We start from the raw sequence: 14,904 nt of genomic DNA, 5'->3' as shown, positions 1-14,904 counted from the left end.
CTTCACCTACTTAAAAATATCGTAAATCGTGTTAGGGTCTTTGGTTGGAAGGGCATCGTACTGCGCTTGTGTTCCTGCCCAATAGTTGAGCGCTTGCGAACCGTTCTGATTGACAATGTTCTGACCAGGCGCCCCCGTTGCGCCTCGTTCACCATCGTTGACATTATCCAAATGGGTAAAAGCAGAGGCTCTCAATCCTCTATAATTCACTTCAATGCGGACTTCGAACCAGCCACCAGAGCGCTGAGTAGCGTTCCACTGACCAAATTTACCATTTGCATCCGGCGTTTGATTTCTCAAAACACCCCAGCTATTATTCCCAAAACCACGGTAGTAATAATCAAGAGTATAGCCACTCGTGACTGCTTCGCCATCGTAGAATACATCCGCAAACAGATTCAATTGGCTAGTAGAGCCATTCTTATAAGAGCCCTCAATACGAACGCTGGCATTTAAACTATGCCCATTATCCCCTTTTAAGCTTTCTCTCTGGCTGGAGGTCAGATTGTCAAATGACGGGCGATTTTCCAAGGCGGAAATCCTAGCCTTGATCGGGATATCATTGTACAACTCCCATTTTTGGGCATAAGTAGACAAGTCTTGGTGGGAGGTCAAGTAGCCTTTCTCTTCCAGCTCCGCTTTTGTAACGAGGGTTTCTGGATTGACTCTCGGTCTACTCTCAAGAGAGTCCAGTCTTTCCTGGACTTCCCTATCCTTTAACTCTGAATCTTCTTTGATCGCCTTGACATCCCTACCAATAGCTGTTGCTAGATTTTCAAGGTTACTCATAGCACTCACGCTTTCGCTGCGTTATAGGTTGCGACCAAATCAACATTGGCAATCTGGTCTACACGTCCGCTGACTTCAGTTACTTTGCCAAGAAGTGCGCCGTTTTCGTCTTGCCCCATGCTCGTGATTTTTTCTGCGATTTCTTTCAACGTATCAAGATTTTCAGGCGTTCCCTCACCCAAGATTTCAGCCTTAACCTCGGATTTAGCACGGGTAATTGCTTGGTTCATGTCAGACGTGCTGACTTTCGTTTTCAGCTCTTCGTTTACCTTTTTGTTATCTTCCCCCACTGCCTGCGCGAATGCTGTTAATTTTGTAGTATCCATTTTGTGTTACACCTTTCCTAAATTGTAATAAAAGAGCAGGTCTGGCAATTCATGACCTGCTGGGCTCTCGCCTACAGTTCTACCTGCAAGCTGTTTTTCGACTTCTTTTGCAATATCCAGCTCTTTTAAAGCATGGACTTCTTCTGTGACCAATTCCTTATCTGAGGCGACTATCTGGATATGGACAGATTTATCACTGGGGAAAACATAGCCTCCAGCCGTGATTTCCAAGCGATAACTCCCAATGGGCAAGATAGCGTCCAGATGAAAACTCACACCTTGACTGGTAACAGCTACCTGCTTCTTCCACTGGTAGCCCTCCTTGGTCAGACTGATCAGCGCCTGCTCCCCTTCCAGAGAGGAGATGACTTGGTAGTCTTCGTCTAAGAGGGCAAAACCAAAGGTAGAAGCCAAGTCCCCTTGCTTAATCAGGTGACCGCCGTCAATCTGTGCGAGATTGGTCATATTGAGATTACAGACCATTCTGCACCTCTTTCTTTACTGTTTACTTTGTATCAAGGTTTTCAGTTCTCTCACATCTTCACCTAGCGATTTGACCTGTTCAGCCAGCACCAGAATAGCCTTGTTTTGTTCGTCATGGTTATCCAGCCTTTTGTTAGCCGACATTCGAAATTCGCGTAAGTTCTCAATATCTTTTTCTATGGCTGTAATGCGATTTTCCTGTTTGGTTGCCCTGTCCTTCATGGAAAAGTACAAGACAACCACAGGAATCAGAGAAAAGAGAAACCGAATCAATAAGTGCTCAATCTCTGTCATAAACACCTCGCTAGTTCGCCAAGTGGCTCAAACCACGTCGCTTCAATTCCTTGCGCACACGGTCTCGGAAGCGTTTGTTGACGAATGAAAAGTCAATCGCTTTACGTTTCAGCAGGTTGATGTACATATCGATTTTAGCTTGGTCTAATGTAATTTTACTCATTGTTGCTACCTCCATTGTTTTCACTAGTGCTCGCTTCGCTTGTCGGTGTAGAAATTTCATGTTCTGTCTCGCTTTCTGTTGGTTGTTCTACTGCTGGTGCAGGTTGTGTAGGCGCTTCTGCTGCTGGTTGTTCAGTAGTTGGTTGCGGTTGCGCTGGAGCTGGTTCAGATACGACCACGTTGGGGACTCCGTTTGTAGCCACTTCTGTAGCCGGTTGTGGTTCCGATTGAACTGGTGGGGTTACTGGAGCCGGTTCAGCAGGGTTTGTTTCTGTTTCTGCAACGTGAGGTGCTTCCTCATGTCCCTCTGCTTCGTCCTCATGCTCATGATCAATACCGTTGTGTTTCTCAAGCACTTCCAAGCGTGCAAAGATTTCCTCGATATCGTCAGTATTATGCAAGCTGACCTTCTGCATACCTTCCATAAGCTGGTTGGCTTGTTCAAGTGCTGCAGTTGTTTTAGCCAATTGTTCTTGGTTCTTAACAATAGCGCTTGTTGGGTCTAACTCAGTTCGTAGCACATCTTTAACTGCTTCAATGAGTGTTTCATCCGTGTCGCCCAATCGATCACCGTCTAATTCACGAGTGAAAAAAGTAAACGGCTTGTCACATTGAATAGAGACTTCCGTCTTGCCAACTCTAAAAAATTTATTTACTAATACAAATTCCATGTTAATTTTCTCCTATCTAATATAAATATCTATTGTTCCAGAATGATAGCGTTGTTTGAAATCCGAAGCTTCTTGGTTGCTGTCGAACTCGATATGTAATTGTTTATCTGCAATGTAATTGCTTTCACCTGAGTATCTTGTGTATACATAAACTCGATTCGCATAGAAGACCTCTGTGTCATAATTACTATAATTAATAAGTTTAAGTTTTCTGTTTTCACTATCGAAACTACTTGCTAAACTTATGAAATTTCCATCTACAGCAACCGTATTAGATGAATATGAATAAATAATTGCGCTTTTTAAATTACTAAAACGTTTTAAAAATCGCCATTTTTGCCACACTAACTTACTTCCGACATATCGTTCTATAATCTCATGTCCTCCGACATAGATTCCTTCTCTTATAGCCATAGCATCACCTACTCATACACATCATAGATTGTGTTAGGGTCTTTGGTTCTAACTGCTTCATATTGGGCTTTCGACCCGTACCAATACTTCATTTGCTGGTTTCCGTTTTGGTTTACAAATTTATTCGCGATCACTTCGGACGGTGTACTTGGAATTCCAAGCGCCGACCTGTTTACTCGCAAGACACCCGAACTATCGACTGTAATCGTCGAGTTATCCGGTCTGACAACTCCGTTTGACCCAGCTGTTGCTGTTGCAGGAGTTGGACTCACTCCGTTTTTGAAAGTCTGCACAGACACTTTTTTCAACCCACGGCCATCATGAATCATGATGTTGTCCGAGTTATTAACCTGATATGTTTGTGGCAAGTCAGTTACTTTTCGTGTCTGTGTACTAATTACTGCCATATTATACCTCCATTCTATATTTCCAATCTGCGACAATCACATGACCATTTTCGTCCGCAAGTAAGGTATGTTCTGTACCGTCTTCCGTACGAATCGGAGCAGTGAAGTCATTCTGCAAGAACATATACTCGATAGCATTTAGTCTATCTTCATGCTCCTGAAACTCACGCTTTAAAGCCTCTACAGACTCATAACTTGCTTGTCTTACGTTGTCTACGTTACTTAGACCAACTTGGGATTTCGTTACTCCGTGCGGATTGTTGCGATTAGTTGCGTGAGAGTTGAACTCCTGCTTACTTGCCTGTTCCACATTCGTAACGTTTCCTAAGCCGACTTGCTGCTTAGTGACATTGTGTGGGTTGTTTTTGTTTTGAATGTGAGCAGTAAGGTCTGCTTGATTCGCTTTATTTGTTGTTTGGTTGCCGATAATCGCTTCAAGACCATCGATGTCTGCAACCTTGTGTCGATGGGTTGCGTCGGCTTTGTTTTCCCATCGTTGCGCATCCTCAGCGCCGATAATATCTCTTGATCTCCAGATTTTAGCCATCTGTTAGCACCTCCAGTCTATATTTGAATCGTGTCGTTGTTTCAATCGGAACGTATACATCAATGACAGACTGAGGGACATTTGAAGCGTCTAACAACTCAATCTTGTTGATTTCTCTGATTGAGTCTGGTACCAAGAAATCAATCAAAACAAAATATTGCTCTCGTTGCTTCTGTATCGTCACAATCTGATTGTCATTCAATCTTGCTTTGTTAATTTTAGCTAGTACGGTTTCTGTAACTGTATTTAGTAACGCTTCTTTAATCATTGAATAAAACCTCCTCTTGTGGCCCTTCATACTCAAAAGGTGTCACGCCTACAACTGCATAACCAACTCTAGCAAAGTCTACTGACGTATTGAATAACCGTTCTTTCAGCTTGACTCGTTCTGTTACTGTCGGGATATGTGTATATCCCATATTTGCTGGCTTGATTGCATTGACAAAAATAACTGACTCTCTGAAAAGTCCGCTCGTTTCTGCACCGGACTCAATCAGTAAAACCTGATTAGCGAAATCTACTGAAGCCTTGTACTTTCCTTTTCCGAAAAGGTCGTCCAATTTGCGAATTAAAAACCACCATGAAAATGGTGGTCTCATATTGATCCGCAGTAAAACGCGCTCTCTTCTCCACTCCAACGTGTCGTCAGCGTGAGCAACAATTCCGTAGACTTCTTCAAATTTCGTTAACGTAGGAACATCGCAGAGCATAATGAACTGATTCTTGATGAACTGCTCTAACGAGATAGTACCGTCTTTAAACAGAGCATTTTCAACCCGAACTAGTTCTTTCATATCCTTGACGCCCTCGTAGTAATCTGGAACGTATTCAGATAAGTTTACTTCTTTTACCATTAAACCGTCCTCACTGTTCCTTTATACGGCAATTGTTGTAATTGTCCTGTAAAAACAAGTGCTAAATCAGCTTCACGGTTGTTCAATTTCATCTTATCAACGTTTGCGATACCTGTAATGGTCAGTAACTTGGCCATTAACTGCGAGCGATAGATTTTCATGCTGTAGGTGTTGACATCTGAGTATTGCGCCCAGTTCTTTCTCAAATCTAAGAAATACTGGTCTAGAGCCTTGTCTACCAGTTCTTTTACTTGATTTAGCTGATATCCTGTCATCAACTCAAGTTTAAACTCAATATCAATCGGGAAACGTGTCGCGGTCGTAACCGTCACACGATGATTGATAGGAGCAAGTCCAACGCCTTTTCCAGTATATTCTAGTGGATCCAGAACATTTTGCACCTTCTTGATTGTCTCAGTAGATGCCAAGTTTAAGTCATTGTCTAAAACAACCACTTTAACCGTTCCTGAGCCATTCCAAACTGGATAAACCTGAACTGCGCCAACACCGTCAATTTCACGAACACGCTGAACGTACTCGATGAAGTTACCGCCAAACGGCTTCTCATTGACGTAAATCAAGAAACGCTTCCGCAATTCATCGTCGGTCTCTTCATCTTGCCCAGATGTAACGATTTCCCCTAAGGCTGCAGTAGCTAGGTTTCTGTAGTTTTCCAAGGGCAAGATATTACCATAGTAGCGATTTCCGACAACACCACTTGTCTCACACTCTACTTCATACTTACCAGCTACATTAGTTGCACGAACCACCTTGTAGATGAGTGCAGCATCGTCAATTGTTGCAAAACGAGAACCCAAAGCGATTTGTACGCCTTCTTTTCTCTCGTTTTTAAACTCCGCAAAGCGTACCGCTTTTTTTGACGGATAACGATGTAGACCGAACTCTTCCACCTTGTAGTCTAGGTATTGCCCAATAGCAGTCTGTGGAAATGTATCTAGCAGTAGATTTTTCAACTGCAAATAAAAACCAGCTAACTCGTAACAAGCAGGCGCTAATGCGTCATAGATGATAGAACCTTCCCGTGTATCAATATTTTCATTGACACGAGAAAGAGCGTCATTCATCAGATAATCAAACGTATATTTTTCTAAGAAATCACCTATCATTAATCAGCGTCACCTCCTTTTCAACTTTAAATAAACCGGATATGGTATGAACTTCAAAGACACAAAGCAAGCTGTCCTTGGATTGCTGCTCGATAAAGAAATTCTGAACACTTTTAATTCTTGTATCAACTAACAAGGCTTGAGAAATTGTTCTCTCAAGGTCAGCTTTTACAAAATCATAAGGCTTTCCAATCAAGCGATCCAATTCTACTCCGTAGTTCGAAGAGTAGATCACCCACTCAAACCGTTCTGTAAGCAAAATCTTTTCAACAGCTTGCCTCATGGCTTCTAAGCCGTCAATATATCCGTGTATTCTGCCATTTTTCACTTGATAAGTGTAGGATGGCAAAACAACTTCTTCAATATTTCGTATATCTACCATCTTCACTCCATCCTTTGTAAAACGTAGTATAATTGCCCGTTCTGGGCTTTAATCATTAAGACTTTGTCTCCTGCTTCAAGATCACGAAAAACAATCCATCTCTTGTTGTCCCCTTCAGTATCTCCAGTGCGTAGTTCTTTAACCATCGGACTTAGAACTAAAAAAGACTCAGGGATTTCAAGTTTATTATTAACCTTGATTGTTAAAGGAGAAACAGATGTGACAGAGCCAAAAACAATATCTGTCCTGTCTGTCCCATCATCTACTCCTTGCGCCAAAAGGCGTGCTAATAACTCTCCTGCCATTATTCCAGCGTCCTCAATTCTAAATCCATTGTATGCACCTTATCCCACTTGTGGGTACATTTAGAGATGATGCCAAGACTGTTCTTCTTAATCCCTTCAGACTCTAAATCAGCAAAATCCAGTACAACACTGTTGCCTGCACTGATTCCAAGATGTCCTAAACAAGGAACTTTAAAGGTCTTTTTAGGATGATTCTTAGCTTTCAATAAGAGTTCAGCCTTTTGTTGAATCTGACTCTCATTCATCTTTTCATCCACTTTTTCGTGGTACTGCAACTTGCCCCAAAGAGCAACATTCTTAGAGTCTTTCACGACGTAAACTTCACGCTTCTTACTCTGCTTGTTGTCTTTAGTCAGCTTCACATAGTTGTAACTATCATCGATAGAGCCTTCGTAGTCAAAGTCTGTAGCTACGCTATCATCTCCAATCACTAAGTCAGTAATCAGCGAATTTAAGGCTATATGCTCGACTGTACCAAAGTTATCTCTGATGATGTACCACATGCCACCATGAATCAAAGTTAAGTCCAAAGCGTTCTGGATCATCGCAAAATAAGTTTTCTTATCTTCGATTTTCTCAGGACACGTCCAGTTACCTTCATCAACAACTTTGTACTCAAGTTCTGATATTTCGCAAATCTTACTGAAGATTTCATGACTTTTAGAGGCTTCAAACACGATTGTGTCAGTGTTTTTCAGATATCTCATTCTGTCATAAGCAGTAACCGACCATTTCTTAGCTGATTTCCGCTTTTTCTTGAAAACTTTTCCGTAAAAAATGCCTTTATCATCTACTTTGAAGCGGATAACATCCCCAAAGTTACAAGCAACCTGCGAGTCTATAATCATATCAAACTCAAGTTTTCCCGGCTGAAAATCAATACTGGTTTCCCATTTGACACCTCCGACCAACTCAGTGATATCAAAGACTTTACCGTCATTCACATCTTGAATCAGAAATTCCATCATAGGACTTGTACCGAATCAGCAGTAACCCAACCACGCCAACCGCCATCAAGCGTAGTAACGTGATAAGGATGCGACCCTTTCATATTGATATAATTGACCAGTCTAGTTGCGTTGGACTCAGTTTGACCAGGCCCTTCTCCGTAGCTATCTCTATGCAGCTGCCCATTGACGAGCACCTTTGCACCGATAGTCACTTCTTTCTTAGTCGAGGGAGCTTGTTCTTTCTGAGGTTGACTAGCTTTCTTCTCCTCTGATACCTTCTTTTCGATTTTTACAAACCGAGCCTTGGCCATCTTGTACTCTTTAAAAGTGATGTCGTAGTAAACATCCTCATGAATACCAGCTTTTCTTTGTTGCTCAAAATTCTCAACTGTCGCAAGCATATTGATACCCACGCCAGAAATAATCAAGCGACAAGGTTCTTTCCCGTCCATGATTTTTTTTAGGAGTCGGACATAGGTTTCAGGCGTTCCTGATTTATTCAGGACATAAGAGCGGAAAGTGTCTCTAGGGAAGAACGAAGTGAAAGTAACCTCAGAAAGTTTAGGAAAACTCATCTGGGTTATTTCTCCTAGCGCAATACTCGTTGTGGACTCGTTATTGGCGCTATTCTTCGTTTTTAGCTCTTCTGGATTGACAGGAAGTTGTGTGACCTGACCTTTGTACTCCACAAAAATACCAATCGCCATTTCTTGTTACCTCCTACGCAATTCCTAGGTCACTATTGACCAAACCGACAATCTTATCTTCAATCTTACCAACTAGATCATTGATATCCTGTTCAGTAGCGCTATTTTTAGACTCGTAATTGACGCTAACTTGAGGTGTTAGAACTTGGTAATCAATGATGTACTTACGTTCTGCAACATCACGCATCATCTTGATATCTTCGTCTTTCAGCTTGACTTCATCTTCAATCTTACCGACGTTACCAATGTTCTTGCCTTTGCCTAGCTTGTCGCCAAGACCACCAGCACCACCAGAAGGAGCGCCAGCCCCTGCCGGTGTTTGGTTCATTTGGTCAAATTTAGAAGCAAGTTCATCTTGACCTTTCATCTTATCAGCGAAGCCTTGCATAGCATCACCAACGCCTTGACCAAAAGCCTTAGTACCACTAAAAGCATTGCCAGCAGTTGAAAAAGGATTTTTCATCCCATCCCACAAACCGCCTGGAGTTATCATGTTAGCACGCATGCCATCAAAAGATTCATAATCATCAGGAGCCTCTCCCGGATTAAACATCTCTCCCATCGCACGAATACCATTGGCAAAACTACCGTCATTGGACATGTAGCCCATTTCGCCAACTTTTCCTAGATTCACTCCTGGTATTTTATTTAAAGCGTCAATGATCCAGTTGATAGCTTTAATAGCCATGTTTGCTCCAGCTATAAAAGCATTACCGATAGATTGCGCTACATTGACTACCCCATCAACAAACGAAGCAAAATAATCTAATACAGTTCGAATAAGATTATAAAATAACTTTCTGATGGAATAAATCGGGTGCTTAAAGACATTTCTCAAAAACTCTGCAATAGCTACACCAATGTTATAAATGGCTATGAAGAAATTTACAATCGGTGCAATCATATACATGACAAGATTAATAACGAACATAATAATGTCATAAACAATCGTTCCGACAAAGACAAAGGCTGCAACGATAGCAGCTGCAACGTCTAAGAATGAAATCCCCATAGCGTTTAGAGCTGTAGCGATTAAGAGCGCGATCCCAATTACACCTATCAGTATCAGCATCAGCCAAGCCCAAGGAGCTCCTGCCATCAAACCTGCTACAAACATTGCTACACCTGCTATAAGAGCAACTGCTGCAAGAAGTATTAATGCAGTCATGACTATATTGATATTCTCAGTAACCCAGTTCCAACCAGAAACAAAGAGATTAAAGAGCCATAACGCTATCTGGCCAATCGCAAACATAGCGGTCTCTAAACCTGCCATGAAGTTTTGTCCAGCGGTACTATTAATGAACTCTTGCCATGCTTGAATTAAAGGCTGAAATGCGTATGAAGCTACGTTGCCAATCTGAGTCATCATGTCGGCAAAGGTCATCGGCATTTTCGCAAACTCAGCGTTTGTCTCAACTGCTGAACCAAGCAAAGCGTTTTTAAGAGTATCTCCAGTCAATTGACCATCTTTAGCCATTGCCCTCAGTTGACCAACGCTAACGCCAAGGTGTCTAGCTAGTTTTTGGGCAACAAGCGGAGCGTTCTCCATCATAGAGTTAAACTCATCACCACGAAGAACCCCTGAAGCAAGCGCCTGTGTGATTTGAAGCGTCCCTGCTTTTTGTTGCTCTAAGCTTGCACCACCGATTTTATACAGCTTATTCAACTGTTCAGCGAATGCAATAGCTTCATCATTGCTTTTAAAGGCTTCTCCAGCTTGTGAGCGTAGTTTAGCCACTGAGTCTGCCATGATACCGAAGCCAGTCCTTGAGCGTTGTGCTGCTGCCATGATACTATCTTGAAGTTCTTGGCCTGTCTTAGTTCCGTCTTCTATCGTCTTAAGCCTTGCCATGGTCTGGATATACTCATCGCCTGACTTAATCAGACCACCCATTAAATTAGCCATTTGCCTCAAGGCTTGAATAGCCACCATGAAATTCAAAGCACGAGAAATAGAAGTCATTCGACCAAGCATAGATGTAGCAAGACCTAAGCCACCAACAAGAGGCCCAGCCGAAGGAAGTTTAGGAGTGACAGGTGTAGCCATTTTAGGCGCTACAGGGCTAGAAGTTTTAGGCGCAGTTAAATTCTTAGGCATATCTGCTTTGACTTTAATCGTTGCAGTCTGTGTCATTTTTTTAACACGTCTGTCCAACTCGCCGAACTTAGCAATAGTCCTGTTAATCGTACTATTAATTCTGTTTAAAGGGCTTGAGAAATTATCTCTAAGCGCCAGTGTTTGCATTAATGTAGTCATCTTCTACCGTTTCCTCCTTCCTTTGCTTTTTCTTTCCATCTCTTTGTGTTCCTTTTCTTCTGCCTCTACTCGGATATCGATAAAGGCAAAAATCAAGGCTTTCTCACGCTTGGATAAGCTATCCAAAAAGGACGGAGTCCAGTTGAATTGATGCAAACAGTAGTAAGCATAACTCAACTCTGCATCCCCGTCCTCTAGTCGTTTTTTGCTTCTTCAACAAGATCATTGATATCTTCATCAAATCCGTTAAGCGACTGGATTTCTTGCATTAGGGTAGCATATTCCCCAATCTTCAACATAGCTTTTAAGGTTGCTGCTTCGTCACCAACAGTACGATAAGACTCTTGTAGTTGAGCGTCTTTCAGGTCTGGCGTAACAACGCAGGCAGACATTAAAGAGTCAATGTACTTATCGTTGTTGAACTCAGGAATAGCCACACCTTGACGGTTTTTCTTCTTGATTGTCGCACGTTTCTTCAATGTATCATTTAGACTTTCGTCAATACTGCGAATGACAAAAGGAGATTTGAAACGCTTAAGGTGTACTTCCTTTGTTTCTTCCTGCTGAACGTTTTCTAGTAAAAAGTCTGAAATTGCCATTTATCTATCCTCTTTCTAACCTAATTTAGGCGCATTAAATTTTTCCAAGATATCCACATCTTCAAAAGTAAAGTTGACTTCTTCTTCCAAGAAATCTTCTTCAACTTTTAGTTGACCCATCACAACTTCATCAAGGTTACATTCGCGCAAGATAGTTGTTTGACGACCGATTGAACTTGTCGCATCGTCATTGGTCACTTGGATATCAAAGAATGTATCACGACCATTCTTCATGTAGTCCAACATCATTTCCTTGAATGTTGAAGTGACACCGTAGATGGTCATCTTACCTTCACCCTTGAAACCAGTCGCCTTCACTTGCGTACCACGTTTGTTAAGGGTACGGACTTCTTCTTTGTTTTTCTTAACTGTTGCTTCAAGTTCCTTGATATAGAACATGAACTCATTTTTTCCGTCGATGTGAATAAAAGCGGTACCTTCCTGACCGCTGATTACGTCACGACCTTTTAAAAAAGCCATACTATCTCCTTCCTTACTCTACTGTAACTGTCATGTACAGTTTTTCCATACTGTCTACTGGTTTCACTTTAACATTAACCACTACAGACTCTTTCAACTCACCACGGAGTACCTCGATGTCTTCAACTTTGAAGTCTTCAATAGCACCACGAGCTTCAAGGTCTTTGAAGTAGCGAATACGGTTCGCTTTGAACGCTTGGCGTCCATCTTCGTTGTTGCTTACCTTTCCAAGGAAATACTCAGAGAAAGCATAACGAGTATCGTTCACAATATCGTCCAAGGTGCGCAAGATACGGTTCTTACGGAAATCTTGGTTCTTTTCAATCGTGAAGCTGACGTGTGAGTTGATATCTTGTTCAACTACCGCACGGCCACGACGAGCAGTGAAGACAAACTGCCCTTTCAAGAGCGCATCTTCTGTCTCTGTATGGCTCAAACGACCCACAACATCAACAGAGTCTTCGTACTTCTCATAAGTTAATGATTTCTCAACGCCAGCATTTGCACTTGCTGCTGCAACCCAAACAGTCGCTTTAGTCTTATCAATAACTGTCTTATCAGACAAGATAACGCCATTTTTAACATTGATTACCGCTTCACTGTCTGCGTCAGAGTCCGCAACAACCAATTGAGCGCCAAGTCCTTCATCTTCACGCATACGTTTGATGAAGTTGATAGCTGCTTTCTTGATAGAAGCGTCTTCTACTGGTAAGGCCATATAGTTAAATTCAACTGTTTCAAGCGCTTTGAAGTATTCTGAGTAGTCTTGGGTTGAGACTGCACCATCAGTACCACCAGTCAATTTAGCACCAGCCACCGCTTGCAGTTCGCCTGTTCCTGAAAACTCAACTAGATCATTGTTTTTCAAATCAGCCAAGACTTTTACAGTTTGCGAGTCCATGACCACTGTATCAAGGAATGTGACAACATCAAATGAACTTGGGTCGTCTACGTTTGTTTTGACCGTTACTGTAATGTCATTCCCACGGACACCGCTATATTTAGCTTGAGCCGTTACGTTGTCCGAAAGGTTTACGTTCGCCTTTTCGCCCGTATTTAGACGATAAAGCAAGACTTCACTAACACGTTTGAATGCTTCATTCAGCAACAAAAGCTGTGGGCTTTCTTGCTCATAACCTAGCTTCTTAAATAGGTCTTCACCACGTCGGATTTTCATCAATTTCTTTGATTCACCGAAACTGAGTGCCAACGGTACTGTTACGACACCGTCACCGCCAAGGCGAGTCATTGCGATGTCTTTTGATTTGACGTTGATGTAAGCACCTGGTCTTACTTTATTTTGGCGTTTCCAAATTCCACCTGCCATTAGTTAATCTTCCTTCCTAGTTCATATTCTAGTTTTGCTCTTGCTTCTTCCAAGCTATAAGACTTTTCTGGATCTAAAATAGCCCCCAAAATGTCTTTTTCTCCGTTGGTAAAAGCGCTACTTTCCAAAATGTCCGCAGTAGGGAACACAATTCCGTCTACATTATCCATCTTTTACCTCTTCTTTCACTTTCAATTCACGTTGTTTGATATCTTCCTCTTCTAACTTCAAGCGTGTGCTTGCGTTAAAAATACAATGCAGAACGTTGTCAACCACTTCATACTGACGGTCAAATAAATGAATCGTCGGCAAGTGCAAGAGTTTATAACTCAATTCTTCCTGCATTGCTAAACACTCGCTACGCTTTTTCTTAGGAGGAAAATAAGACAAATCCACTTTAGAACGTACTTTCACATACTTGTTAGCTTCTGGAGTGTACTTAGTATCGACCACATGGATAAAAAAACAAGGCTCTTTAAAACCTTGCTCTACTTCGTCCAGATAAATCCTGATGTCAGGATATAACCCCTTGATATGACTAACTAACTCCTCGACTAACCGAAAGCCTTTATTTGCCATTTCCTAACACTACCTTTCTCATAAATCCATCATACTTATCACGGACACGATTTTCCATATCGCTTTTAGTATCTTCAACCGTTTTATGAAGGAAAAACTGCCCTGGAACAAAGCCACCATTAACCGTCTTATGCCCGTACTCAACGTGTGGGGCATAGTAGACCTTGTTATAAACTTTCTGCTTATAAGTCCGTCCAGATACTTCAATATGGCTTTTAGACCAGCCTTTTTGCAAAGTTCCGCCCTGTTTACCATGAGCACTTGCCCAAAATTTGACGTGTTTGCCATCTTTGGTAGTGAACTCCACCCAATGATCCGTATAAACACCAACAGGCGTTCTCTCTTTCACTTTGGATTTTAGTTCTGTGCCTTCGTAATTCAAGGTCTGTCTCATAAATAGGTCTACTTTCGCATGACTCGCATTCCTGTTGAAGTTGTTAGCAAACTTAGCGAAACTACGATAATCAAAACTGCCACTCATGACTTGCCCTCTAGCTTTATAGCAATTTCTTGATGTGACCAATACTGACCAATAGGCACATTAGACCGTGTAAACACTTTAACGTGCCCATTTCTATCAGTCACCTCAATCTTGCAACCTGCAGGAATATCATAGACAACGGAGCAAAAGAGTTTCATATCATAGCCGTTAGCTTGATAGTCGCTCCCGTTCGTTGAACTATTGCTCATTTGCGAAATCCTGCAAGGAATGTCCTCTAATAGCACGCTTTCTGACATACTGGTCAAACCGTCTATCTCTTGCTCTGTATAACCTTTAACCGTCATTTTACAGTCATACAAGGAATCAAAGACTGTCTTAGCATATTCGGTCATAGTAGCTTCCTAAAACGATTCAACTGACGCTTGTAACGGTCAAGTGATGACGGCACTTGTTTCATTCGTTGAATCATTTCATAAGGACTAACCTTCTCGATTGTCGTATCACCCATTTTGATACTCTTAACCGAAAAGTCGTCTGCGTCTGCTTTTTCAGCAAGAACGCTTTGCTCCTTGACCTTGTCCAGTAAGTCGTTGGTCATGTCTATCCATACGTTCTCTAAACGTCCAGGCACACTGTCTTGGTGAATATAATTCAAAATCTCGTTTTCTGCTTGGGTCAAAGCGTAGTGAAGAACTTCCATATCTTTGAAATAATTATCCTGACGCATTTTCCGAACGCATGAGATCAAGTACATTGTGTTGTCTTGTTTCAATTCTTGAATCATATTCTGTTACCCAAT

Annotated in this window: 25 protein-coding genes; all 25 read right to left on the bottom strand. The window is 41.8% G+C overall.

What is annotated here, in order from left to right:
- Positions 1-6: 6 nt before the first annotated feature.
- On the bottom strand, positions 7-789 hold the full coding sequence (locus HT696_RS01545; RefSeq protein WP_173283182.1) for a hypothetical protein: 783 nt from the start codon (positions 787-789) through the stop codon (positions 7-9).
- A 5-nt stretch (positions 790-794) separates the two neighbouring features.
- Positions 795-1,115 (bottom strand): hypothetical protein, encoded by a 321-nt coding sequence (locus HT696_RS01540; RefSeq protein WP_173214578.1) that lies wholly within the window; start codon positions 1,113-1,115, stop codon positions 795-797.
- A 6-nt stretch (positions 1,116-1,121) separates the two neighbouring features.
- On the bottom strand, positions 1,122-1,598 hold the full coding sequence (locus HT696_RS01535; protein ID WP_173283180.1) for a hypothetical protein: 477 nt from the start codon (positions 1,596-1,598) through the stop codon (positions 1,122-1,124).
- 15 nt (positions 1,599-1,613) lie between these two features.
- A complete protein-coding gene (locus HT696_RS01530) occupies positions 1,614-1,892 on the bottom strand; it encodes a hypothetical protein (RefSeq protein ID WP_049512689.1) in 279 nt (92 codons plus the stop codon).
- A gap of 10 nt (positions 1,893-1,902) precedes the next feature.
- The gene (locus HT696_RS01525) at positions 1,903-2,055 is read right to left on the bottom strand and encodes a hypothetical protein (protein WP_173283178.1); all 153 of its coding nucleotides are present in this window, start codon (positions 2,053-2,055) and stop codon (positions 1,903-1,905) included.
- Positions 2,048-2,725, bottom strand: coding sequence for a hypothetical protein (locus HT696_RS10565; RefSeq protein ID WP_205380599.1), 678 nt, complete (start codon positions 2,723-2,725; stop codon positions 2,048-2,050). Before HT696_RS10565 ends, HT696_RS01525 begins: the two co-directional genes overlap by 8 nt.
- A 12-nt stretch (positions 2,726-2,737) precedes the next feature.
- Positions 2,738-3,139 (bottom strand): hypothetical protein, encoded by a 402-nt coding sequence (locus HT696_RS01515; RefSeq protein ID WP_173283176.1) that lies wholly within the window; start codon positions 3,137-3,139, stop codon positions 2,738-2,740.
- Positions 3,140-3,147: 8 nt separating this feature from the next.
- Complete coding sequence (locus tag HT696_RS01510) at positions 3,148-3,546, bottom strand: hypothetical protein (RefSeq protein ID WP_173283175.1); 399 nt, start codon at positions 3,544-3,546, stop codon at positions 3,148-3,150.
- Position 3,547: 1 nt separating this feature from the next.
- Positions 3,548-4,093: a hypothetical protein gene (locus HT696_RS01505; protein WP_173283081.1), complete on the bottom strand. Its 546-nt coding sequence runs from the start codon at positions 4,091-4,093 to the stop codon at positions 3,548-3,550.
- On the bottom strand, positions 4,086-4,361 hold the full coding sequence (locus HT696_RS01500) for a hypothetical protein (RefSeq protein ID WP_173283174.1): 276 nt from the start codon (positions 4,359-4,361) through the stop codon (positions 4,086-4,088). The genes HT696_RS01505 and HT696_RS01500 overlap by 8 nt, the downstream gene beginning before the upstream one ends.
- Positions 4,354-4,947 carry a putative phage tail protein gene (locus tag HT696_RS01495; protein WP_173283173.1) on the bottom strand — a complete coding sequence of 198 codons (594 nt, stop codon included), beginning with the start codon at positions 4,945-4,947 and terminating at the stop codon, positions 4,354-4,356. Before HT696_RS01495 ends, HT696_RS01500 begins: the two co-directional genes overlap by 8 nt.
- Positions 4,947-6,074 (bottom strand): baseplate J/gp47 family protein, encoded by a 1,128-nt coding sequence (locus HT696_RS01490; protein WP_173283171.1) that lies wholly within the window; start codon positions 6,072-6,074, stop codon positions 4,947-4,949. Before HT696_RS01490 ends, HT696_RS01495 begins: the two co-directional genes overlap by 1 nt.
- Positions 6,064-6,456 (bottom strand): DUF2634 domain-containing protein, encoded by a 393-nt coding sequence (locus HT696_RS01485; RefSeq protein ID WP_173283169.1) that lies wholly within the window; start codon positions 6,454-6,456, stop codon positions 6,064-6,066. The genes HT696_RS01490 and HT696_RS01485 overlap by 11 nt, the downstream gene beginning before the upstream one ends.
- Positions 6,457-6,458: 2 nt before the next feature.
- On the bottom strand, positions 6,459-6,761 hold the full coding sequence (locus HT696_RS01480) for a DUF2577 domain-containing protein (RefSeq protein ID WP_015973671.1): 303 nt from the start codon (positions 6,759-6,761) through the stop codon (positions 6,459-6,461).
- A complete protein-coding gene (locus tag HT696_RS01475) occupies positions 6,761-7,726 on the bottom strand; it encodes a hypothetical protein (RefSeq protein ID WP_230529166.1) in 966 nt (321 codons plus the stop codon). Before HT696_RS01475 ends, HT696_RS01480 begins: the two co-directional genes overlap by 1 nt.
- Entirely contained in the window at positions 7,726-8,418 is a 693-nt protein-coding gene (locus tag HT696_RS01470) for a phage baseplate protein (RefSeq protein WP_173283167.1), read from the bottom strand. Before HT696_RS01470 ends, HT696_RS01475 begins: the two co-directional genes overlap by 1 nt.
- A gap of 13 nt (positions 8,419-8,431) precedes the next feature.
- Positions 8,432-10,678 (bottom strand): tape measure protein, encoded by a 2,247-nt coding sequence (locus HT696_RS01465; protein ID WP_173283165.1) that lies wholly within the window; start codon positions 10,676-10,678, stop codon positions 8,432-8,434.
- Positions 10,679-10,872: 194 nt separating this feature from the next.
- On the bottom strand, positions 10,873-11,277 hold the full coding sequence (locus HT696_RS01460; protein ID WP_023948071.1) for a phage portal protein: 405 nt from the start codon (positions 11,275-11,277) through the stop codon (positions 10,873-10,875).
- Positions 11,278-11,292: 15 nt separating this feature from the next.
- Positions 11,293-11,757 (bottom strand): phage tail tube protein, encoded by a 465-nt coding sequence (locus HT696_RS01455; protein WP_015973666.1) that lies wholly within the window; start codon positions 11,755-11,757, stop codon positions 11,293-11,295.
- Positions 11,758-11,770: 13 nt separating this feature from the next.
- Complete coding sequence (locus HT696_RS01450) at positions 11,771-13,084, bottom strand: phage tail sheath family protein (protein ID WP_173283164.1); 1,314 nt, start codon at positions 13,082-13,084, stop codon at positions 11,771-11,773.
- Positions 13,084-13,254, bottom strand: a complete 171-nt coding sequence (locus tag HT696_RS01445) for a hypothetical protein (protein ID WP_173283162.1) — start codon at positions 13,252-13,254, stop codon at positions 13,084-13,086. Before HT696_RS01445 ends, HT696_RS01450 begins: the two co-directional genes overlap by 1 nt.
- Positions 13,247-13,663, bottom strand: coding sequence for a DUF6838 family protein (locus HT696_RS01440; RefSeq protein ID WP_015973663.1), 417 nt, complete (start codon positions 13,661-13,663; stop codon positions 13,247-13,249). The genes HT696_RS01445 and HT696_RS01440 overlap by 8 nt, the downstream gene beginning before the upstream one ends.
- Positions 13,653-14,144 carry an HK97 gp10 family phage protein gene (locus tag HT696_RS01435; RefSeq protein ID WP_173283160.1) on the bottom strand — a complete coding sequence of 164 codons (492 nt, stop codon included), beginning with the start codon at positions 14,142-14,144 and terminating at the stop codon, positions 13,653-13,655. Before HT696_RS01435 ends, HT696_RS01440 begins: the two co-directional genes overlap by 11 nt.
- Complete coding sequence (locus HT696_RS01430) at positions 14,141-14,497, bottom strand: hypothetical protein (protein WP_173283159.1); 357 nt, start codon at positions 14,495-14,497, stop codon at positions 14,141-14,143. Before HT696_RS01430 ends, HT696_RS01435 begins: the two co-directional genes overlap by 4 nt.
- Entirely contained in the window at positions 14,494-14,889 is a 396-nt protein-coding gene (locus HT696_RS01425; RefSeq protein WP_023948059.1) for a hypothetical protein, read from the bottom strand. The genes HT696_RS01430 and HT696_RS01425 overlap by 4 nt, the downstream gene beginning before the upstream one ends.
- Positions 14,890-14,904 lie beyond the last annotated feature (15 nt).

Origin of the sequence: Streptococcus sp. 9903 (assembly GCF_013276625.1) — a bacterium.
Taxonomy (GTDB): domain Bacteria; phylum Bacillota; class Bacilli; order Lactobacillales; family Streptococcaceae; genus Streptococcus.
Note: the sequence above shows the minus strand (reverse complement) of the source record. Positions and strands in the feature narration are given on the sequence as shown.